Source organism: Streptomyces sp. 35G-GA-8, from assembly GCF_023534745.1.
GTDB lineage: Bacteria > Actinomycetota > Actinomycetes > Streptomycetales > Streptomycetaceae > Streptomyces.
Window position 1 is genome coordinate 469,414 of sequence record NZ_JAMHJQ010000003.1, and the last position, 22,220, is coordinate 491,633.

Genomic DNA, 22,220 nt, shown 5'->3' on the forward strand with positions numbered 1-22,220 from the left:
TTCCGAGAGCGAGCCATCGAAGTGTCCCCAGAAACACCGGATCCGCAGCCGCGCAGTGGCGGAGCCGCGCTCGAACTTCTGGTCCACGGCGTCGGCGGGGCCACTCCCCAGAAGATGCTCGATGATCCGCGTACGGTCAGGATCACCGGGGACGAGACGGCCGCCGTGTACCGGCGCGCGGACGATGTGGACGCCGAACTCCACCCCGAGCGCTACGAAGGCCGGCCGGTCCCCGAGGCGTACTGCTGGTCCAATCTCACCTCGGGCAACGGCTCACGGGCCCTGTGGCTGCTGCTGCTCCCGTTCATGGTGATCAACCTCGCGCACTGGATGCGGCCGGCCACGAAGGGCCTGGGCAGGTCGCAGCGGCTGTACGGGGTGCTCGTACGGCTGGTCGCCCTCACGCTCACCGTGCTGTTGACGGCCGCGGCCTGCGAGGTCGCGCTCGATCTGACGGCGTGGCAGTGCGCGGGATCGGCGCGGTGTGTCGCGGACCGCTCCTGGCTCGGCTTCCTGTCGCCGGAGCGGGGCGGCTGGTGGTCGCAGCCGGGGCGCCGGCTGGCCCTCGCCGCCGTGGTGCCGACGGCGCTGGTGGTGTTGTTGTGGTACCTCTCCAACCGCACATGGACCGCGTACGAGGCCCAGCGCCCGCCCACCGACGGGGCTCCGGGCACCGAGGGGGCTCCGGGCACCGGCGAGGCTCCGGGCATCGGCGAGGCTCCGGCCGCAGGTGAAGGCGGGGCCGCGAGCGACGACCCGGTGACGGTACGGCCCGCCCTCGGTCGTCCCGGCTTCTGGTACGGACGCCGACTGGTCGCCCGTCTCCGCGCCGCCCACACCGCCGCCGGCTTTCTCACCATCGCCGCCGCGCTCACGGCCGCCGCCACCGACCACGACCGCGGCACCGGCGGCGGACCGCTCGATCCGCTCGGGCCGCTGCTCCAGGTAACGCAGGCCGGGTGCGCGGCCGTTGTGCTCTGGGTGGTGTGCAGCCGGGGCCGCAGCGAACGCAAGCGCGACGGCTCCCTCGACAAGCTGCTGATCAGCGCCCTGCCCGCCACGGTGCTCTGCGTGCTCGCGCTGGCCGTCGTCCACGCCGCCTGGTCCAGGCCCGGCTGGGTCTCCACCGGCGGGCTCCCCGGCAATCTGTCCTTCCTGGTGCTCGCCCTGGCACAGATCGCCCTGATCGTCGTGCTCGTCGTCACGGCTCATGTCCTGCACCGCCGCGCGCCGCACCGACGGGTCGCGATGCGCGGCCTGGGCGGACCCGCCGTCGCGATGCTCGCCTGCGCCCTGGGCGGGGTGATGACCGGCGGTGTCGCCCAGCGCGTCGCCGACTGGCTGGACGGGGACGCCACGCCCGGCACGGGCGACGGCGCGATCGTGGGCCCGCCGGTGCTGCTGAGCTGGCAGGCCTCGGTCATTCCCGTACTGCTCGTACTGCTGCTGGTCCCTGTCGCCGTCCTCGGTATCCGTACGGTTCGGGCCGCCCGCCGGCTGGCCCCGCAGGTGGAGCGGGAGTACGGGGAGGAGACCGCGGACGCCCTCCGCACCCGCCAGGTGGCGGGCGCCCGGGCCACGGCCGAGCTCACCGACTACGCACCCCGGCTCGTCGGGACCGTCTCCGGGGCCTCGCTGCTGCTCGGCGCGGGCGCCGTCGCCGGGTCCTGGCTGAGCGGACAGGTGCCGGGGGAGGCCGCGAGAGGCACCGACTCCTTCATCGAGTCCGTGGCCGACACCGCGCAGTCGATCGGCTCCTGGCTGGTCGGCCTGGGCTTCCTGCTGTTCGTCACCTGGGGCCGCCGCGCCTACCGGGACGCCTCCGCCCGGCGCACCATCGGCATCCTCTGGGACGTCGGTACGTTCTGGCCGCGTGCCGCCCACCCCTTCGCGCCGCCCTGCTACGCCGAACGCGCGGTCCCCGACCTCACCTGGCGGATCCTCTCCTGGACCGGTCGCACCGGCGGCCGGCTCGTCCTCTCCGGCCACTCCCAGGGCAGTGTGCTGGCCGCCGCGGCCGTCTGGCAGCTGCGGTCCGCCACCCGCCACCGGGTCGCGCTGCTGACCTACGGCTCACCGCTTGAGCGGCTCTACGGCCGCTGGTTCCCCGCGTACTTCGGCGCCGAGCAGCTGCGGCAGTTGAGCACGGAGGTGCACTGCTGGCGCAATCTGTGGCGGTCCACCGACCCGATCGGCGGCCCGGTCCGCGTCCCCGAGGACGGCGACCGCCCGGAGGTGGACCGCGGGCCGCTGAAGGACCCGCTCGCCTACGGCCGTACGATGCTCCACCCGCTGCCCGAGCCGATCCTCGGCCACTCCGACTACCAGGCGGACCCGGTCTTCGCGGCGGAACGCACCGCGCTGCTCGACCGGTTGCCGCCGGCCGCGGTGCCCACGCAGCGGACCGAGAAGGAGGCCGGGAAGGCGGCCGGGGCGCAGCGGGCTCAGGGCAGTTCGGGCAGATCGTCCGCGTAGAGCAGGGTCAGGTCGTCCGTGCTGGTCTCCGGCAGCTGGGCGACCCGGCCCGCGTGCCGCTCCACCATCGACTCGAACGTCTGGCGCGCGGTACGGCCGTTGCCGAAGGCGGGCCCCTTGGGCAGCGCCGTGAAGTACTTCAGCAGCGCCTCGGCCGTACCCTCGCCCAGCCGGTACTCCTGCTCCTCGGACTGCTGCTCCACGATCCGCAGCAGTTCCTCCGGCACATAGTCGCTGAAGGTGATGGTCCGTGAGAACCGGGACGCGACACCGGGGTTGACGGTCAGGAACCGCTCCATCTCGACGGTGTACCCGGCCACGATCACCACCACCGCTTCCCGGTGGTCCTCCATCAGCTTCACCAGCGTGTCGATGGCCTCCTTGCCGAAGTCCCGGCCCGAGTCCTCGGGGGAGAGGGCATAGGCCTCGTCGATGAACAGCACACCGCCGCGGGCCCGGTCGAACGCCTCCTGCGTACGGATCGCGGTCGAGCCGATGTGCTCGCCGACCAGATCGACCCGGGAGACCTCGACGAGATGGCCCCGTTCCAGCACTCCGAGGGAGTGCAGGATCTCGCCGTACAGCCGGGCCACCGTCGTCTTGCCGGTGCCGGGGGAGCCGGTGAAGACCAGATGGCGGCGGACGGACGCCGCCTTGAGGCCCGCTTCCTTGCGGCGGCGGCCGACCTCGATCATGTCGGTGAGCGCGCGCACCTCGCGCTTGACGCTGTCGAGGCCGACGAGCGAGTCGAGTTCGCCGAGGACGGCCTCGGAGGCACGGGCGGGAGCCGTCGCCTCGGGGGCGGCGTCCGAGGGCCCCGCGGTGGCGCTCCGGGACGGGGCCGCGCCGAGGAGTCCGGTGGACTGCGTCGCGGTCAGCACCGCCGACGGTTCCAGGGACGGCGTCGGCGGGGTCAGCACGCCGCTCTCGTCGCTGGTGCAGTCCTCGACGGTCGGCCCGTCCTCCGCGAAGTCGTACCCGCCGCGCGCGCACCGTTCCGTACGGCACCGGGTGAGCGTCGTACGGCAGCCGTCCATCACATGGAAGCCGTATCCGCCGCTCCCCGTCACCCGGCAGCTGTGGAACGTGCCCCGGCCTTCGGCCGAGACATAGAAACCGGCCTCGGCGGGGGAGGTGACCGTGCAGCGCTCGATGGTGGGATCGGCGCCCTTGGTGACGATGACCCCGGTCTGGACGCCGTCGATGGTGCAGGAGTTGAGGGTGCCGCCGCTGCCGTGGTCACGGAACCAGGCCCCGGTGGACGCCTCCCTGATCCGGCAGTCGTCGAGCTGCGCGGTGGCCCCGTCGCTCACGGACACCGCCGTGTTGCGCACCTGCGAGATATCCGTGTCCACGACATCGGCGCGCGAGCCGCGGTCGAGGACGAAGAGCGCGTCGGGCACGTCATGCACCCGGCAGGAGTCGAGCACGACGGTCGCGCCGTCGCTGACCCAGACGGCCGGGTAGTCGCCCGTACTGTCATGGATCTCGCACTGGTTGGCGTCGACGCGCGTGCCCGGGTCCCAGACGGAGAGACCGTTGCGGCCGAACCGGCGCACCGTCGAGCGGGTCAGCGTCAGCACCGAGCGGGAGCGCAGATCGACGGCGTTCTCCGGGATGTCGTGGATGTCGCAGTCGGAGAGGGTCAGTACGGCGTCGGTGTCCAGGGTTATCCCGTCCGCCGAGGTGCGGTGCACGGAGGAGTCGGTGAGATGGGCCGCGCCCCGGGACGCGATCTGTACGCCGGTGCCCTTGATCTCGTACACCTCGCAGCCGACCGCCTCCAGACCGCTGCCCTCGCCGGTGACGGACAGCCCCGAGCCGGAGGCGTGATGGATCCGGCAGCGCTCCAGCCGTGGATGCGCGCCGCCGCGCACGGAGACACCGGACTGTCCCGCGGCGACGATCTCGCAGTCCTCGAACACCCCGCCCGCTCCGTCGAGTACGCCGATACCGACCCCGGCCGGATTGTCGACGGTGCAGCGGCGGACCGTCGGGCGGGCCGCGCCGCGCACCTCGAGACCGGCCGCGGAACGCGTCACGATCCGCAGGTCCGACAGCTCGGGCGTGCCGTCCTCGACGAGCAGCGCGGGAGCCGCCGAGTCCTGTCCCTCCACATGGAGGTCCTGGACGGTGGCGGAGGCGCGCACGGTCAGCGGCACCCCGTCGGCGGGCGCGATGCGTACGGAGCCGAGCGAGCCCTCCTGGCCGCGCAGCGTGACCGCTCGCGTGACGATGAGATTCTCCCGGTAGGTGCCCGGGGCGATCGTGAGGACGTCACCGTCACCCGCGGCCTCCAGGGCCGCGGCGAGGGAGGCGTATTCGCCCGTGCGGCGCCGCCAACGCGATGTTCCGGTGTGCGTCACCTGGACCGTGCCCTGTGCCATGGCGCTGCTGTGCCCCCACCTCGTGCGTGTGCGCGTGCTCTGCCGTCCCGGGTACCGGCCCCGGACCCCGGCCGCAACGGCGACCGGGCGGCACCACCGTAGCGCGCGTGGAGGCGCCGAGTTGACGCGAACGACTGGTCTCAGCTGCCGGAAGGCATCGTCTCAGCTGCCCGCGTCGGTACGTCCCCAGTCGGGACCGGTCGCGGCCCAGGCCCGGTCGAGCCGTTGGTAGCGCCGCTGTACGAGCCGCCATACGATCAGCCGCCGGGCGCACTCGACGAGTCCCCCGGCCAGCGCCGTCGCGCCGAATCCGGCCAGAACCGCGTGAACGCGCGCACTCGTCGCGTCCATCGGGCCCCGGACCTGCTTGTTGGTCCGCTGGTCGGTCCACATGCCGAACGTGTCGCCGGCGCGCGGTTCCCGCAGCGGGGCGGAGACCGTGCCCTTGTGCGCGCTGCCGTCCGCCGCGTACCACGTGGCCGTCACGCGGGTGCCCGAGGAGTGATCCGAGACCGACTCGGCGTCGTAGGCGATATGGCGTTGGTCCGCCGCGCGGCCGACGACCACGGCGGTGGTGCGATGCCGCTGTTCGTGCTGGACGCGTACGGTGTTCCGCAGTGATGTGTCAAGGGTGTTGGCGAAGATCCAGCCAACGGTGGGCGTGGCGAGGGCGAAGAGCAGCACCGCCGTCAGCGCGACCCACGCCTCCGCGAGGTCGGTGCCCCGGCGCAGGGGATTGTGCCGCCAGCGCCAGATTCCCACGATGATGCGCACGGTCCCGCACCTCCTTCCCGTGTCCGTTTTAGCCGCGGGGAGCAGGGTTTACCCGTACGGGACGGCAAGAGAGAGCAAGCTCACCTCGATGCCCCGTGCATGTAATACGCCGGATGCCGGGTGGTGTTCCTGTGACGCACGGGTTTCGCGCGGGTGTTCACGCCGGGGCGAACGGCTGTCCGGTCCGCCCCGGATCCGGGTCCCGGGAAGACATCATTCGAGAATGGTCACCGGATCGCCCACCCGGAGCGTGCCGGTGGACTCGGGCACGAGATTCTGTCCGAAGACCAACTTGCCGTCGAAGCGCCGGTAGTGGCCGAGGGTGCGCAGCGGCTCCTTGCCGCGCTCGCCGGTGCGCTGGTCCGTGGTGGTGATGACACACCGGCCGCACGGTTTGGCGACCCGGAAGGTGACCTCACCGACGGCGATGCGCCGCCAGTCGTCCTCCTCCCAGGGGCTCGCTCCGGCCACTACGAGATTCGGCCGGAACCGCTCCATGGGAAGCGGTCCCTCGTCCGGATGATCCCCTTGCGTGATCAGGGAGTTGAGGCAGTCCAGCGACGCGGTCGTGGTCACCAGCAGCGGAAACCCGTCCGCGAAACTCACCGTCTCCCCGGGCCGCGCGTAGGCCGGGTCGACGGGCCGGCGGACGGCGGGATCGTCGAGATGCACGAGCCGGACCTCCACCCCGAGGTACCTGCTCAGTGTCCTGTGCACGTCGTGCCGCGTACCGTCCGCGTCGCGCGCGCCGGGACCCGCGAGCACCGACTCGACCTTGGTCCCGAAGATGTCCGCCACCACGGTCTCGTCCGCCCGGGGCACACCGATGACCAGCGGATCGATGCCCGGCACGGTCAGCCGGATCCCGCCGTCCGGCCGTGGCTCCGCGCGGGCCGGCGCCATGCGCGGCTGCTGGCGCTGTGTGACCGCCTTCCCCGTCGCGTCGATCAGCGCCCAGCGGCGGTCCCCGGCAAGCCCCCAGGGCTCCACATCCGCGCTGTCCGGCGTACAGCCCGCCATCGACTTGACCGGATGGACCCGCAGGGCGTGCAGAACGAGACGGGCTGGCTTCGGCATGAAGCCATCCTGCCAGCCGCCCGGGACGCACAGCGGGTCAGTACCCCCCGTCGGTACTCCCGTGCCCGTCGATTACGCCCGCGCGGTCGATACGGCCGAGCTGTCGACGCCCCCGCGCTGTCAGTACCCCCGCGGCTGGTAGGGCCGGTTGTACGGGTCCTCGTAGTGCGGAGGCTGCGCGGCGGGCACGGGACGCGGCGCCGCCGGGCGCATCGCCTCGTAGCCCGTACCGGGCATGGGACGCCCCGGCTGCGCCTGCTGCTGGGGCTGCTGGCCCGGGTAGCCGCGGGGCGGAGCCTGCTGCGGGATGTAGGGCGCCGGCGCGTGCTGGAGCGGCATGGGCCCCGGCGCCGGCTGCTGCTGGTAGCCGTTCCCGTACGAGGAGTACGAGGAATTCGACGGGGAGGGACCCGCCGGAAGGGCGGGCAGCGCGGCGGGCAGCGCCGGCAGATAGCTGTTGCCCGTGTCGTAGGCGGAAGGCACTCGGATCGGGGCGATCTGAGGCGTGCCCCGCTCCGCGACCAGGGAGTCGTAGATCGGGGTGTCCGGGAACGACGGCGCGGTGTAGTAACCGCCGCCGTAGGTGGCGCGGGGGGAGGTCATAGGACATAAGTTAAGCCCACCATGTGCCGGTTGGGGAGTCCGATAAGGGGGTTGTTTCGGGAGCTCTAGGTGACTTCGGATCCCCAATGCGAGCGAACATGGGAAAAACGGTCGTCCGATGGTGTTCGGATCGTGTAAAGGGCAAGCTGGCGGGGGGTTGCGGCGGATCCCAGGGGGTCCGTCCGGCGTTCCAGCGATTAGGTTGGCCGCACGTAATCTTCGGGACACCGCGACTCGCGATGGGGGCGAGCATGTCCATGCTTAAGGGAGCCAATCTTCCGGTACAGGCGCAGGCCGTCCGGGTCGAATTGGGATGGCGTTCGGGACCGGGGGTGCCGGACGTCGACGCCTCGGCGCTCCTGCTCGTGTCGGGAAAGGTGCGCTCGGACGCGGACTTCGTCTTCTACAACCAGCCGGCACACGCGTCCGGTGCGGTACGCCACGAGGGCAAGAAGACCGGCCCGGACGGTGTCACGGACACGCTCGCCGTCGATCTCGCCCGGGTCGAGCCCGCCGTCGAGCGGATCGTGCTGGCGGCCTCGGCGGACGGGGGCAATTTCGGCAGGGTGCCCGGCCTGCGGGTGAGAGTCCTGGACGCGACGTCCGGCGCCGAGATCGCGCGGTACGAGAGCCAGGACGCGACCGTCGAGACGGCTTTCCTCCTCGGTGAGCTCTACCGACGCCAGGGGAGCTGGAAGTTCCGGGCGGTGGGCCAGGGTTACGGCAGCGGACTGGCGGGCCTGGCAACGGACTTCGGTATCTCCGTCGATGACCAGCCGGCGCCGCGCACCGCCCCGGCGGCCCCGGCGCCCACGCGCCCGGCGCCCGTACGTTCCGAGCCCGTACGCCCCCCGAGGCCCGCCGCCCCTCCGGCTCCGGCCGCTCCGGCGCCGTCACCCGCGCCCGCGCCCGTACGGCTGAGCAAGGTGACACTGACGAAGGACGCCCCGTCCGTCTCCCTGACCAAGCAGGGCGGCACCTCGGGTGCGATGCGCGTCAACCTCAACTGGCAGATGCGCAAACAGTTCAGGGGCTGGGGCGCCAAACTCGGCCGGGCCGTCGCCAACCACAGCGATCTCGATCTCGACCTGTGCGCGCTCTATGAACTGAGCGACGGACGCAAAGGCGTTGTCCAGGCGCTCGGCAATGCCTTTGGCGCGCTCAACCAGCCGCCGTACATCCATCTCGACGGCGACGACAGGACCGGCGCGGTCTCCAGCGGTGAGAACCTCACCATCAACCTCGACCACAAGGACCGGCTGCGGCGCGTCGTCATCTTCGTGACCATCTACGAAGGCGCGCGCAGTTTCGCGGATCTCGACGCGAGCGTCACTCTCCAGCCGCAGCACGGCGCCGCGATCGACTTCGCGCTCGGGGAATGCACGGTGCCCTCGACGGTCTGCTCGCTGGCCCTGATCACCAATACCGGCTCCGACCTCGTCGTCCAGCGTGAAGCGCGCTTTCTCGTACCGGAACGCGGAGTCAGCCCGCAGCGCACCATCGATTACGCCTATGGCTGGGGCATGAACTGGACACCCGGCAGGAAGTGACCGAGGAGCGAAGGCCGGTCGAATCCTCGGTGGCGGTGGGTCCGGTGGCGGGGGGTCAGCGGTCCTGGGCGGTCTCGGGACGGGTGTACGTACGCCCCTTCCAGGCCGCGCCCCGGCCCCGGTAGTGCCGCACCGCCGAGTCGACCGTCATCAGCAGATAGAGCAGCGCGGTGAACGGCAGCAGCGGTGCCAGCCACGGCGACACCCGGTAATAGCGCAGTATCGGCAGATATGTCCCGGTCATCACCGCCCACGCGGTGAACCCCAGCCACCCCGCCGCCTCGTCACCACCGAACACTCCGGCGCAGAGGGCGACGGGCGGCGCCAGATAGACCACCCCCAGGCCCGCCACCGTGAGCAGGAGCAGCAGCGGATTGTGCCGGAGCTGCGCGTAGGCGCTGCGCGAGACCATCCGCCAGAGATCGGCCAGCCGCGGATAGGGGCGCACGCTGTCCACCCGCTCCGCCAGCCCCAGCCAGATCCGCCCCCCGCTGTGTCTGACCGCCCGTGCCAGTGACACATCGTCGATCACCGCCTGCCGGATCGACTCCGGCACCCGAGCGCGCTCGGCGGCCTCCGTGCGCAGCAGTACGCAGCCACCGGCCGCCGCCGTCGTGCGCGCGCCCGGGCTGTTGATCCAGCGGAACGGATAGAGCTGCGCGAAGAAGTACACGAACGCGGGCACGATCAGCTTCTCCCAGGCGCTCGCCACCCGGAGCCGCGCCATCTGCGAGACCATGTCCAGTTCATGCGTCCTGGCCGCCATGACCAGTTCCCGCAGACTGTCGGGCTCATGCGCGATATCGGCGTCCGTCAGCAGCAGATACTCGGGATCGCGGGCGCGGGCCAGTCCGATGCCGTGCCGCAGCGCCCACAGCTTTCCGGTCCAGCCGGGCTCCGGTTCACCGGGCGTGGCCACCGTCAGCGGCAGCCCCCCGTATCGCGCGGACAACTCCCGGGCCAGTCTGCCCGTACCGTCCTCGCTGCCGTCATCGATGAGGAATATCTCCGCCCGGCCCGGATAGACCTGCGCCAGCAGGGACGGCAGGGACTCGGGCAGTACGGCCGCCTCGTCCCGCGCGGGGACGACGAGAGCGACGGACGGCCACCGCTTCGGATCGTCGTGGTCGGCGTCCTCCGGGCGGCCCTCGGGGTCACGGCCGCCGTCGTCGTGGCACGCACCCTCACCGGCGATACCGTCCTCGTGCGCGGGCAGCCGTTGATCGGTTCGCCAGAAGAACCCCTGACCCAGCAACAGCCAGCCCCAAGCGGCCAGCGAACCCACGGCGATCCAGGCAACGGTGCTCATTCGCCGCAGTCTGCACCACATCGACCGGACCGCACATGCTGTCGACTATGGTGACTGGGTGAAGATCGCACTCATGGACTCCGGCATCGGTCTGCTGGCGGCGGCCGGTGCGGTACGCCGACTGTGCCCCGAGGCCGATCTGGTCCTCTCCTCGGACCCCGACGGAATGCCCTGGGGTCCCCGTTCCCCACGAGATGTCACCGAGCGCGCGCTGGTCGTCGCGCGGGCCGCGGCCCAACACCGCCCCGACGCGCTGATCGTCGCCTGCAACACCGCGTCCGTACACGCCCTGCCCGCGCTGCGTGCCGAGCTGGAGCCGCGACTGCCGGTCATCGGTACGGTCCCGGCGATCAAGCCCGCGGCGGCGGGCGGCGTGCCCTTCGCGATCTGGGCCACTCCGGCCACCACGGGCAGCCCGTACCAGCGCGGTCTGATCCGCGAATTCGCCGCGTCCGCCGAGGTCACCGAAGTGCCCTGCCCCGGACTCGCGGACGCGGTGGAGAACGCGGACGACGACGCCATCGACCGCGCGGTGGCCGCCGCCGCCGCGCTGACCCCCCGTGATGTAAGGGTCGTCGTCCTGGGCTGCACCCATTACGAACTGGTCGCCGAGCGTATCCGTACCGCCCTCGGGCACCGTGGCCTGGCGGCCATCGTCCTGCACGGCTCGGCCGGCGCGGTCGCCGCACAGGCGCTGCGCCGCATCGGTGGCGTACGGGCCGTCGCGGCAGGGGTGGCGGAAGGGGCGGAAGGTTTGGGCCCCGCATCGGCGGCTCAGGGGACTGCCGGAGTGAGCGTTCCGCGGAACGGGCCCCTCGGTGGACGCCTCACCGGGCGCCTCACCGTCCTGCTCGGCGGGCGCGAGTCGGCACTGCCGGAACCCGCGTTGGCGTACGCAGAGGGGCGGCTGCTCGCCGCCGTCAGTCAGGTGCACTGACCGAGCGGGAACCGAGGACCGGGCCGCCGGTCCCGAGGACCGGGCCGCCGGTCCTTGTGACGTAGCCCTCCATTCGGCGGTCATCAAGCTCCCCCTTGGGTGGAATTTGAGTACGCTGCTTGCCATGAGGGAGTACCCCCGGCAGGAGGGCCAAGGCGCCGAGCCCCTGCCCGAGACCTGGACCGGACGCGCCACGAACCGTGTGCAGTGGCTGCTCGCCGCCGCGGGCGCCGGGTGCGTCGCGCTCGGGGTGGAGCTGGCCGTGGACTCCAACTGGACGTCCGGGGTCGCCGCGCTGCTGATGTCCGTCATCGGCTGCGTGGCGGCGGGCCTGCTCATCCTCTTCGGCACCTTGGCCTTCGTCCATGTGGCGGTCAAGGTCGACGGCGACTTCCTGGAAGTGCGCTGCGGCCACATGGGACTGCCGCGGCGCCGTATCGAACTGGCGCATGTGGTGGACGCGGACTTCGTCCCCCGGGTCACCCCGCGCCAGTGGGGCGGCTGGGGATACCGCTGGCGTCCCGAGATGGGCACCGCCGTGGTGGTGCGCCGAGGCGAGGCACTTGTCCTCAAGTTGGGGGACGGCAGGACCTTCACGGTGACGGTGGACGACGCCGAGTCGGCGGTGCGGATCATCCGCAGCCGGCTGCTGCTGCTCCCCGGGCCCAACGCGGCAGGCGTCTGAGCCGTCCTCTTCGTCCCGGCCCCTCAGATCGGGTCGGCCGCCCTTCTCGCCATCGCCAGACCCGCGAGCAGGCTCGCGCCCGTCGTCACCGGTGTGAAGCTCAGCGCGCTGCCCACGCTCGCCAGCGCGGCCAGTGCCGTCAGGGTGGCGCCGGCCGTCAGGACCACCGGAGTGGAGCAGGGCGAGCGCCCCAGTCCGTACAGCAGCCAGCAGAACACCGCCCCGAGGAGCAGAACCCCCACCACGCCCTGCTCCGCGGCCTGCTGGAGCGGCGCCGAGTGCGGCTTGCCGTCGGTGTCCAGCGACTGCGAGAGGGTGGGGCTGAGGTCGCCGAAGCGGTCCGGGCCCGCGCCCAGCACCGGATTCTCCTTCGCCAGCTCGGCCGCGTCGTGCCACAGCCCCACCCGGTACTGGGTGAGCTGCCCCTCCAGCGAGACCGACAGCCCCTCGGGCAGCGCCCGCTCCGCCACCGCCCAGGACATACCGACGACCAACGCCGTCGCCAGCCCGAAACCGGCGAGGGCGAGCAGCCGGCGGCGCATTCTGGCCGCCGCCAGCGAGCACAGCAGCACCCCGAGGGTCGCGACGAACCCCACGAAGGAGCCGAGCAGCGACGCGGTGCCCGCGACCGCCAGCGCCAGCAGCCGCAGCGCGGTGCGTACGGCCGGCCGCCGGGCCGCCGTGGCCGCGCAGCAGGCCGCGCCCGCCGCCAGGACGAGCAGCGCGGTGACCGCGCCGGTGTCGCCGGACGGAGAGACGACGGCCACGGCCGCGCCGAATGTCTCATGGCTCGTGACGAGCGCCGCCACGAGCGCGCCGACCGATAGGGCGGACGCGGTGGCGACCGGCACCAGCGACCCGCTGATCCGGCCGAACACATACCCCGCGGTGACGGCGAGCACCGCCAGCAGGGCGCCCTCCGGCCTGCCGTCCCGCTCCGCCGCGCTGATCAGGGGCCACACGGCGCAGCCGCCCAGGACCAGCGCGCCCAGCATGTCGGGTCCCCGGCCTCGTTCCCCCACGGGGTTGTGGACGTGTTCCCGTACGGCTTCCCGTGTCGCGGAGTGCTCCGCCCGCGCAGCCATCCCGTCGACCCCCTGAGCCGTGACGGACCCCGTCCGATGACGGCCGGATCCGGCCAGAAGGTCGTCAGAGCCGACGCACACGGTAACCGCCATCGTGGGGATGTGTGGAGACATTGTGGAGGAACGTTACTGCGTACAGCCGACCACCCGGTAGACGGGGTCACCCGACGGATCTCGCCGCCCGGCATCACTCGATCGGACTACTCGGCGCAGACAGTTCGGCGGGCACCCGACGGGACGCCCGGCGGACCTCTCGGCGGGACGCTCGGCGCACCGGTCGACGCGGAGCTCGGCGGACCGCCCCATGGATCACCGCGCTCCCGGCGCACAGCCGATCACCGTAGACTCCGCCGGGTGAGCGCCACCATGACCACCGTAGAGCCCCCGCCACCCGCCCCCGCGTCCAGCGGCGGGCAGCGTCTGCTGCGGAGGCTCGCCAGGCCCGGCGCCGCGGTGGTGTCGGGCGTACTGCTCTATGTGAGCTTCCCGCCGCGCACCCTGTGGTGGCTGGCGCTGCCCGGCTTCGCCCTGCTCGCCTGGAGCCTGCACGGGCGGCGGGCCCGCGCGGGGTTCGGCCTCGGCTACCTCGCCGGCCTGGGCTTCCTGCTGCCGCTGCTGTTCTGGACGGGCGCCGAGGTCGGGCCGGGGCCCTGGCTCGGGCTCGTCGCGATCGAGGCGCTGTTCATCGGCTTCACCGGACTCGGGATCGCGGTCGTCAGCCGACTGCCCCTGTGGCCGGTCTGGGCCGCGGCCGTCTGGATCCTCGGGGAGGCGGTCCGCGCCCGGGTGCCGTTCGGCGGCTTCCCCTGGGGCAAGATCGCCTTCGGCCAGGCCGACAGTGTCTTCCTTCCTCTCGCCGCGCTCGGCGGCACACCGGTGCTCGGCTTCGCCGTCGTGCTGTGCGGCTTCGGACTGTACGAGGCGCTGCGTCAGACCCTCGCGTACCGCCGGACCGGAACGCTCCCGCGCCGGGCCATGGCCGCCGCCGCGGCCACCGTGTTCGTCCCGCTCGCCGTGGCGTTCGCCGCGCTGCCGCTCGTCGACGACTCCGCGGAGGACGGCACCGCGACCGTCGCCGCCGTCCAGGGCAATGTGCCCCGAGCCGGCCTGGAGTTCAACGCCCAGCGCCGCGCGGTCCTCGACAACCATGTACGCAGGACGCTCCAGCTCGCCGCCGATGTGAAGGCCGGCAAGGTGGCCAGGCCCGACTTCGTGCTGTGGCCGGAGAACTCCTCCGACATCGACCCGTACCGCAACGCCGACGCGCGCGACATCATCGACCAGGCCGCCAGGGCGATCGGGGTGCCCATCTCCGTCGGCGCCGTCGTCACCCCGGACACCGGACCGCTGCGCAACACGCAGATCCTGTGGGACCCGGAGCGCGGTCCGACCGACACCTACGACAAGCGGCAGATCCAGCCCTTCGGTGAGTTCCTGCCGATGCGCCCGCTCGTGAGGATGATCAGCCCCGGTTACGCCGACATGGTGCGGCGGGACTTCGGCCGTGGCACGAAGCCCGGAGTCTTCGACCTCGCGGGCACCGAGGTGGGGCTCGCGACCTGTTACGAGGCGGCCTTCGACTGGGCCGTACGGGACACCGTCACGCATGGCGCCCAGCTGATCTCCGTACCCAGCAACAACGCCACCTTCGACCGCAGCGAGATGACGTATCAGCAGCTGGCGATGTCGCGGGTGCGGGCGGTCGAGCACAGCAGGACCGTGATCGTCCCGGTCACCAGCGGTGTCAGCGCGATCATCCAGCCGGACGGGACGATCACCCAGCAGACCGGGATGTTCACCCCGGACGCGCTGGTCGCCGAGGTGCCGCTGCGCTCCTCGCTCACCCCCGCCACCCGACTGGGCACCCTGCCGGAAGGCGTGCTGGCGGCGGTCGCGGTGGCCGGACTCGGCTGGGTGGCCGTCCATTCCGTACGCAACCGGCGCCGGTCGGCGGGCGGTTAGGGTCGGAGCATGGGAACCCCTGACTTCATCCGAGAGATCCGGGCCACCGCCGGACACCAGCTCCTTCTGCTGCCCGGCGTCAGCGCGATCGTCTTCGACGACGAAGGGCGTGTGCTGCTCGGGCGGCGCGTCGACACCGGAGGCTGGTCGATCATCGGAGGGATCCCGGAGCCGGGGGAACAGCCCGCGGACACGGCGGTGCGCGAGGTGTACGAGGAGACCGCCGTGCGGTGTGTGGCGGAGCGGGTCGTGCTCGTCCAGGCGCTGAAGCCGGTCACTTACCCCAATGGTGACGAGTGCCAGTACATGGACATCACCTTCCGCTGCCGCGCCGTCGGCGGTGAGGCGCGGGTCAATGACGACGAGTCGCTGGACGTGGGGTGGTTCGCCGTGGACGCGTTGCCGGCGCTTCAGGAGTTCGCGCTCTTCCGGATCAAGCAGGCGCTCACCGATGAACCCACATGGTTCGAACCCACCACTTCAGGGTGAAGTGTGGGCGCTGACCATATCGGTCGGGGCCGACGCCGCTCCTTAAGGTGCGGAACATGACCGTGCCCACCACACCCGAATCCGTGCCGGGTCCGGGCCCCCGTACGCCGGGGTCCCGCACCGCCGACCGTCCCGCGCCCGCCTCCGACGGTGTTGTCACCGCTTCGCTCCTCCTCGATCTGGCGGGCCGCACCGCGCTGGTCACCGGCGCCGCGAGCGGCATCGGCCGGGCCTGCGCGCTGCGTCTGGCGGCGGCGGGGGCCCGGGTCAGAGCCGTGGACCGGGACGGCGAAGGGCTCGACTCGCTGGCCGGGGAGGCGAACGGGCTGCCCGGGGCCGTCGAACCGCGGGTCCTCGATCTCACCGACTTGGACGCGGCGGAGCGTGTGGCACGGGGGACGGACATCCTGGTCAACAACGCGGGACTGCAACTGGTCCGGCCCATCGAGGACTTTCCGCCTGAGGTGTTCCACACCGTCCTGACGGTCATGCTGGAGGCGCCTTTCCGGCTGATCAGGGGCGCGCTCCCGCACATGTACGGCCAGGGCTGGGGCCGGATCGTCAATATCTCCTCCGTACATGGGCTGCGCGCCTCCGCCTACAAGGCGGCCTATGTGGCGGCAAAACATGGCCTCGAAGGGCTCTCCAAGACCGCTGCCCTGGAAGGTGCCTCGCACGGGGTCACCTCCAACTGCGTCAATCCCGCGTATGTGCGCACCCCACTGGTCGAGAAGCAGATCGCCGACCAGGCGGAGAGCCATGGCATCCCCCGGGAGCGGGTCGTGGCCGATGTCCTCCTCCAGGACTCCGCGCTCAAGCGGCTCCTGGAACCGGACGAGGTGGCCGAGGCGGTCGCCTATCTGTGCACCCCCCAGGCGTCCTTCGTCACGGGCACCTCGCTCGCGCTCGACGGTGGCTGGACCGCGCACTGACCTCGGGCGGGCCCCACGGACAGGTCGCGGTCGGACCGCGGCCGGGGTCACCGGCGGGTGGCCCGGACGGGGGACCGGGTTCTCCACATCGCATCCGTTGTCCACAGGGCTGGCGCGGCCGGCAGTAGGGCGGGTAATCCTGTGTCCATGTCCCACGACATGACCCACGATCAGGCTTCCTACCTGGAGCTCCTCGCACGCGGCGCGGCGGCGGAGGCGTATGACCGACCCGCGCTGCTGGCCCGTGCCGAGGGCGCCGGGCCGGAGGCGCTCGCCGCGCTGGAGCACGCCAAACGGCTTGCACTGCGGGTGCGGGCCGAGCTGGCGGAGCGACGGCGGCGCGAGGCCGAGCTGTCGGCGCTCTTCGAGACCGCGCACGACCTGGCGGGGCTGCGCGATCTGGACGCCGTGCTGCGCGCGATCGTCCAGCGCGCGCGCTCGCTGCTCGGTACGGAGGTCGCCTATCTGTGCCTCAACGACCCCGAGGCGGGTGACACGTATATGCGGGTCACCGAGGGCTCGGTATCGGCCCGTTTCCAGCAGCTCCGCCTCGGCATGGGGGAGGGGCTGGGCGGGCTCGTCGCCCAGACGGCGCGCCCCTATGTCACCGACAGCTATTTCGACGACCCGCGCTTCCAGCACACCAGAACCATCGACTCCGGAGTCCGGGACGAGGGGCTGGTCGCCATCCTCGGTGTCCCGCTGATGCTCGGCAGCCAGGTCATCGGTGTGCTCTTCGCCGCGGACCGCCATGCCCGGGTCTTCGAGCGCGAACAGATCGCGCTGCTCGGCTCGTTCGCCGCGCACGCCGCCGTCGCCATCGACACCGCGAATCTGCTGGGGGAGACACGGACGGCGCTCGCGGAGCTGGAGAAGGCCAACGAGATCATCAAGGAGCACAGCGCGGTCATCGAACGCGCCTCGGACGTGCACGACCGGCTGACAGAACTGGTGCTGCGCGGCGGAGGCGTCCACGACGTGGCGAGCGCGCTCTCCGAAGTGCTCGACGGCACGGTGGAGTTCGCACACGCCGATTCCCGGTCCGTGACCGCGCTGGAACTGACGGGCACCGAAGGCCACGCCAAGCGCCACGGCGAGGTCTGGGGCGCGGCCGTGTCGGCGGGCGGCGAACTGCTCGGCGCCCTCGTCCTGCGCGGGCACCCCGGGCTCGACCCCGTCGACCAGCGCACCCTGGAGCGGGCCGCGATGGTCACCTCCCTGCTTCTGCTCGCCCGCCGCTCCGCCGGGGAAGCCGAACAGCGGGTACGGGGCGAGCTGCTGGACGACCTCCTCGACGCCCCCGACCGCGATCCGCGCCTGCTGCGTGAACGGGGCGCCCGGCTGCGCGCGGACCTCGACGCTCCGCATGTGGTGCTGGCCGCCCGGATCGACGGCCCTGTCCCCGGCGCGGGCGGCGCCCCGGGAGCCACCGAACGGGAGACGGCCGACCGGCGCCGCCTGTGGTCGGCCGCGTCCCATCTCGCCGCGACCGGACAGGGCCTGGCAGCCACCCGCGACGGCGGGACGGTTCTGCTGCTGCCGCTCGTCCCCGGCGACACCGCCGCAGATCTGGCGAGACGTACGGCCGGACAGCTCGGCGGCGCCCTTCGTGAGCCCGTCACCATAGGCGCGTCCACGGTCGTCGAGGCGCCCGCCGCGCGTCCGGGCGCGATAGCCGAGGCATACGCGGAGGCCCGGCGCTGTCTCGACGCCCTGCGGCTGCTCGGCCGCTCGGGCGACGGCGCCGCCGCCCAGGACCTCGGTTTCCTCGGTCTGCTGCTCTCCGACTCCCGCGACATCGAGGGCTTCGTGGACCGCACCATCGGTGAGGTCGTCGCATACGACCTGCGCCGGGGCACGGACCTCGTCCGCACCCTGGGCGCCTACTTCGCCTCCGGGATGAGCCCGGCCCGTACGAAGGACGAGCTGCACGTCCATGTCAACACCGTCGCCCAGCGCCTCGAACGCGTCGCCCGGCTGCTCGGCCCCGACTGGCAGTCACCGGCACGGGCCCTGGAGATCCAGCTGGCGCTGCGGCTGCACGCGATGTCGGAGGCCGTCGTACGGTGAACGGGAAGATCCACCGTACGACGGCCCCTCGGACTGATCGGATCTACTCCTCTAAACGCCGCTCCTGCGGGAACCGGCTTCATCGGCCCGACGGGGCGAGGGCACCCCGGTCCGGGCCGGCTCCGCCTCGACATCGGCCAGATCGCGGTGGCGGGTCTCCTTGGCACACGCGATGGCGACGACGGTGAGGAGCGCGGCGGCGATCACATACAGGGCGATCGGCGTCGAGCTGTCGTAGTCGGCGAGCAGTGCCGTGGCGATGAGCGGCGCCGGAGCACCGGCCGCGACCGAGGAGAACTGCGCGCCGATCGAGGCGCCGGAGTAGCGCATCCGGGTCGCGAACATCTCCGAGAAGAAGGCCGCCTGCGGCGCGTACATCGCGCCGTGCAGCACCAGACCGACGGTGACGGCCAGGAGCAGATTGCCGAAGCTCGCGCTGTCGATCAGTGCGAAGAACGGGAACATCCAGGCACCCACGCCGACGGCGCCGATCAGATACACGGGCCGGCGCCCGATCCGGTCCGACAGCGCGCCCCAGGCGGGGATCACCGCGAAGTGCACGGCGGAGGCGATGAGTACGGCGTTGAGAGCCGTCTGCTTGCTCAGCCCCGCCGAGGTCGTCGCGTACACGAGGATGAAGGCGGTGATCACGTAGTAGCTGATGTTCTCGGCCATCCGCGCGCCCATCGCCACCAGCACATCACGCCAGTGATGGCGCAGGACGGCGACGAGCGGCATCTTCTCCGCGGCGGCTTCGGCGGCCGACGCCGCCTTCCGCTCCTCGGCCCTGGCCAACGCCTCCTTGAAGACCGGTGATTCATCGACGGAGAGCCGGATCCACAGGCCGACGAGCACCAGCACCCCGGAGAGCAGGAACGGAATGCGCCATCCCCACGAGGTGAAGGCCGCGTCGGAGAGCAGCGCCGTGAGCGCCGACAGCACCCCGGTGGCGAGCAGTTGCCCTGCCGGCGCCCCGGTCTGCGGCCACGAGGCCCAGAACCCCCGGCGCTCGGCGTCCCCGTGCTCGGACACCAGCAGCACGGCCCCGCCCCACTCACCACCGAGCGCGAACCCCTGGATCAGCCGCAACACGGTCAGCAGCACCGGGGCCGCCGTACCGATGGTGGCGTGCGTGGGCATCAGCCCGATGGCGAATGTCGCCCCGCCCATCATCAGCAGACTCAGCACCAGCAGCTTCTTGCGCCCGATCCGGTCACCGTAATGCCCGAACACCAGCGCGCCGAGCGGCCGTGCGGCGAAGCCCACGGCGTAGGTCAGAAAGGACAGCAGCGTCCCGACGAGCGGATCGGACTCGGGAAAGAACAGCTTGTTGAAGACCAGCGCGGCGGCGGACCCGTAGAGGAAGAAGTCGTACCACTCGATGGTCGTGCCGATGAGGCTGGCGGCGACGATGCGCTTGAGGGAGCTGGGCGTTGGGGGAGCGGTTGCCGAGGCAGCCATGGTCACCACTTCCGGACGGGTCTCGGGGACGATTGTGTGTCGCCACACCGTAGAAACGCGCAGGTCAGCGGCACATGTGGCGAGACCACATAGTTTCAAGAGCTACTGTCCGTGCGACCACCATGACCGTGATGTTCGCGAGGACGGGTGAGGCTTGGCCTTCCGATGTCCCGAACCCCTGGATGACCGCGCCCTTCTGGTGCGGCCGCGGCTGACTGCTCATGAGCCCGCCGGTGGTCCGTGAGCGCACATGACGCTGCCCGAGAGCGCATGGGTCGGCCCGTCGCTCACCGTGTTCGTTCCCGGGCAACCGCCCATGCGCGGACGGACAGCCGTCGGATCGGCGGGTCTCCAGGGTGGAGGCGGGGCGCGTCCGCCATCGCTCCGGTTCGAGGGCCGGGCGGCCGTCCCTCTCTCCCGCCGACACAAGGAGTTCCATGACCAAGAGAGGGCTGCGTGCCGCGCGCCGGGCCATGACGGGCCGGGACCCGGGCGAACCGCACCGGGCCGCGACCTCGCTGGAACTCCTCTTCGACCTGTGCTTCGTCATCGCCGTGGCGCAGGCGTCCCACGGCCTGGGACACGCGATCGCCGAAGGGCACCACACCACGGGTGTGCTGCGCTACGCGGTCGTGTTCTTCACCGTCTGGTGGGCGTGGATGAACTTCACCTGGCTCGCCTCCGCCTATGACTCCGACGACGTGCCGTACCGGCTGACGGTGCTGCTCCAGATCGCCGGGTCCCTGGTCCTCGCGGCCGGTGTGGCGCGGGCCTTCGCGGACGGTGACCTGCTCCTGATCACCCTGGGCTATCTGCTGCTGCGGACGACACTGGCCGCGCTGTGGCTTCGCGTGGCGCGGTCCGACCCTGGGCACCGGCGGACCGCGCTGCGGTTCGCCGGCGGGGTGGCGGTCTGCCAGGCCGGCTGGGTGGGGCTGCTGTTCCTGCCCGAACGCGCGTGGCCGGCGGGTGTCGTCGCGATGATCATCGCGGAGACGGCCGTGCCCGTGTGGGCGCAGGCCGCCGGGATGACACCGTGGCATCCAGGCCACATCGCCGAGCGCTACGGGCTCTTCCTGCTCATCGTGCTCGGTGAGTCGGTCGCGGCGGCCGCCACCGCCGTACGGGAGGCGTTCGGCCAGGAGCACGACTCCGGGGCGCTCTACGCGCTCGCGACGGGCGGGCTGCTGACGGTGTTCGGCATGTGGTGGCTCTACTTCGCGCGTCCGGCGCGCACCCTGCTGGCCGGCACGCACCGGGTCAACCGCCGCAGGTTCACCTGGGCGTACGGCCACTATCTGGTCTTCGCGTCGGCGGCGGCCGAGGGGGCCGGGCTCGCCGCGTACGCGCAACTGCTCACCGGACACGGTCCGGCACCCACCCCGGCCGCCGGGGCCGCCGTCACCGTACCGCTCGCCGTCTTCCTGATCACGGTGTGGGCCGTGCACATACGGCCCCACCGCCGGGGTTCGGCGGGCGAGTGGGGGTACCCGGCCGTGGCCGCGGTGCTTCCGGGCGCCGCGTTCCTGCCCGCCCCGGCGCTCGCCGCAGGGCTGCTGTCGGCGGCGCTCGTCGTCGTGGTCGTGGTGACGGACTGGGTGGAGCCCGAGCACGTCGGTCGCGGTGAGGGCGGCCCGTCCGCCGCCTGAGCCGGACAACGGCCCCGTGGGCGGGATCGACGTTCCCGCCCACGAGGCCGCGGGGTCTCAGCCGGTCGCCCGCACGGCCTCGGCGATCAGGTCGGCCACCGTTCTCGGCTCGGAGAGGGCGACGGCGTGCGAGGCGTTGGCGACCTCCACCGTCGTCGCCCCGGCCCGCTCGGCGCCGAAGCGCTGCACCTCGGGGTTGATCCCGTGGTCCCCGCCGGCGACCAGAGCCCAGGACGGCCTGGTCTTCCACGCCGCCGCGGCGGCCGGCTCGGTGAAGGCGCCGGCGGCCAGCGGACGCTGGGTCACGGCGAGGACCTGGGCGGTGGCCTCGGGCACATCCGCCGCGAAGACCCGCGGGAACGCCTCGGTCGTGATGCTGACCTCGACGGCCGGGGCACCACCCTCGACCGGGTAGGTGGTCTGCCGCAGGTTGTCGACCAGCGGGGTCGCCGGGAAACGATCCTGGAGTTCGCCGAGGCTCTCGCCCTCCTCCAGTACGTACGCCGCCACGTAGACCAGTGCGACAACGTTCTCGGCGGTCCCGGCGACGGTGATCAGCGCACCGCCGTAGGAGTGGCCGACCAGGACAACGGGGCCGTCGATCTGCGCGGCGAAGGAGGCGAGATAGGCGGAGTCGGAGGCCAGTCCGCGCAGCGGGTTGGCCGGGGCCGCGACGGTGATGCCGCGTTGCTGGAGTTCGGCGATGACAGCGGACCAGCTCGCGGCGTCGGCGAACGCGCCGTGGACCAGAACGACCGTGGGTGTGCTCATGAGT

The 22,220-nt window shown here is 72.0% G+C and carries 17 protein-coding genes; 9 read left to right on the top strand and 8 right to left on the bottom strand.

Features of this window, described 5'->3' with window-relative positions; translation table 11 throughout:
• Window positions 1–21: 21 nt before the first annotated feature.
• Window positions 22–2,475 (top strand): hypothetical protein, encoded by a 2,454-nt coding sequence (locus M1203_RS08360; RefSeq protein WP_249948894.1) that lies wholly within the window; start codon window positions 22–24, stop codon window positions 2,473–2,475.
• On the opposite strand, the gene M1203_RS08365 is transcribed toward M1203_RS08360, so the two are convergent.
• From M1203_RS08365 to M1203_RS08380, 4 genes are all read right to left on the bottom strand, one after another.
• Window positions 2,445–4,862, bottom strand: coding sequence for a right-handed parallel beta-helix repeat-containing protein (locus tag M1203_RS08365; RefSeq protein WP_249948895.1), 2,418 nt, complete (start codon window positions 4,860–4,862; stop codon window positions 2,445–2,447). The two genes, M1203_RS08360 and M1203_RS08365, sit on opposite strands and share 31 nt — an antisense overlap.
• Window positions 4,863–5,024: 162 nt before the next feature.
• A complete protein-coding gene (locus M1203_RS08370; RefSeq protein WP_249948896.1) occupies window positions 5,025–5,636 on the bottom strand; it encodes a hypothetical protein in 612 nt (203 codons plus the stop codon).
• 213 nt (window positions 5,637–5,849) lie between these two features.
• Window positions 5,850–6,713, bottom strand: coding sequence for an MOSC domain-containing protein (locus M1203_RS08375; protein ID WP_249948897.1), 864 nt, complete (start codon window positions 6,711–6,713; stop codon window positions 5,850–5,852).
• A gap of 120 nt (window positions 6,714–6,833) precedes the next feature.
• Complete coding sequence (locus tag M1203_RS08380) at window positions 6,834–7,316, bottom strand: DUF6643 family protein (RefSeq protein ID WP_249948898.1); 483 nt, start codon at window positions 7,314–7,316, stop codon at window positions 6,834–6,836.
• A 251-nt stretch (window positions 7,317–7,567) separates the two neighbouring features.
• Here M1203_RS08380 and M1203_RS08385 point away from each other — a divergent pair, with 251 nt between their 5' ends.
• The gene (locus tag M1203_RS08385; protein ID WP_249948899.1) at window positions 7,568–8,866 is read left to right on the top strand and encodes a TerD family protein; all 1,299 of its coding nucleotides are present in this window, start codon (window positions 7,568–7,570) and stop codon (window positions 8,864–8,866) included.
• Window positions 8,867–8,921: 55 nt separating this feature from the next.
• Here the strand turns inward: M1203_RS08385 and M1203_RS08390 are convergent, their stop codons facing one another.
• Window positions 8,922–10,175, bottom strand: a complete 1,254-nt coding sequence (locus M1203_RS08390; RefSeq protein ID WP_249948900.1) for a glycosyltransferase — start codon at window positions 10,173–10,175, stop codon at window positions 8,922–8,924.
• A 58-nt stretch (window positions 10,176–10,233) separates the two neighbouring features.
• Here M1203_RS08390 and M1203_RS08395 point away from each other — a divergent pair, with 58 nt between their 5' ends.
• Complete coding sequence (locus tag M1203_RS08395; protein WP_249948901.1) at window positions 10,234–11,112, top strand: glutamate racemase; 879 nt, start codon at window positions 10,234–10,236, stop codon at window positions 11,110–11,112.
• Between the two features lie 124 nt (window positions 11,113–11,236).
• A complete protein-coding gene (locus M1203_RS08400) occupies window positions 11,237–11,797 on the top strand; it encodes a hypothetical protein (protein ID WP_249948902.1) in 561 nt (186 codons plus the stop codon).
• Between the two features lie 23 nt (window positions 11,798–11,820).
• Here M1203_RS08400 and M1203_RS08405 read toward each other — a convergent pair whose 3' ends face one another.
• Window positions 11,821–12,882, bottom strand: coding sequence for an O-antigen ligase family protein (locus tag M1203_RS08405; RefSeq protein WP_374402408.1), 1,062 nt, complete (start codon window positions 12,880–12,882; stop codon window positions 11,821–11,823).
• 354 nt (window positions 12,883–13,236) lie between these two features.
• Here M1203_RS08405 and lnt point away from each other — a divergent pair, with 354 nt between their 5' ends.
• The 4 genes from lnt to M1203_RS08425 all read left to right on the top strand — a co-directional run bounded on the left by lnt (window position 13,237) and on the right by M1203_RS08425 (window position 18,335).
• On the top strand, window positions 13,237–14,844 hold the full coding sequence (gene lnt, locus M1203_RS08410; RefSeq protein WP_249948903.1) for an apolipoprotein N-acyltransferase: 1,608 nt from the start codon (window positions 13,237–13,239) through the stop codon (window positions 14,842–14,844).
• Window positions 14,845–14,853: 9 nt separating this feature from the next.
• Window positions 14,854–15,333: an NUDIX domain-containing protein gene (locus tag M1203_RS08415; RefSeq protein WP_249948904.1), complete on the top strand. Its 480-nt coding sequence runs from the start codon at window positions 14,854–14,856 to the stop codon at window positions 15,331–15,333.
• Between the two features lie 56 nt (window positions 15,334–15,389).
• A complete protein-coding gene (locus M1203_RS08420) occupies window positions 15,390–16,265 on the top strand; it encodes a 3-hydroxybutyrate dehydrogenase (protein ID WP_249948905.1) in 876 nt (291 codons plus the stop codon).
• Window positions 16,266–16,412: 147 nt separating this feature from the next.
• A complete protein-coding gene (locus M1203_RS08425) occupies window positions 16,413–18,335 on the top strand; it encodes a GAF domain-containing protein (RefSeq protein WP_249948906.1) in 1,923 nt (640 codons plus the stop codon).
• 51 nt (window positions 18,336–18,386) lie between these two features.
• Here the strand turns inward: M1203_RS08425 and M1203_RS08430 are convergent, their stop codons facing one another.
• Window positions 18,387–19,796, bottom strand: a complete 1,410-nt coding sequence (locus tag M1203_RS08430; protein WP_249948907.1) for an MFS transporter — start codon at window positions 19,794–19,796, stop codon at window positions 18,387–18,389.
• 437 nt (window positions 19,797–20,233) lie between these two features.
• Between M1203_RS08430 and M1203_RS08435 the strand changes: the two genes are divergently transcribed.
• Complete coding sequence (locus M1203_RS08435) at window positions 20,234–21,445, top strand: low temperature requirement protein A (RefSeq protein WP_249948908.1); 1,212 nt, start codon at window positions 20,234–20,236, stop codon at window positions 21,443–21,445.
• A 57-nt stretch (window positions 21,446–21,502) separates the two neighbouring features.
• On the opposite strand, the gene M1203_RS08440 is transcribed toward M1203_RS08435, so the two are convergent.
• Window positions 21,503–22,216, bottom strand: coding sequence for an alpha/beta fold hydrolase (locus tag M1203_RS08440; RefSeq protein WP_249948909.1), 714 nt, complete (start codon window positions 22,214–22,216; stop codon window positions 21,503–21,505).
• Window positions 22,217–22,220: the final 4 nt, after the last annotated feature.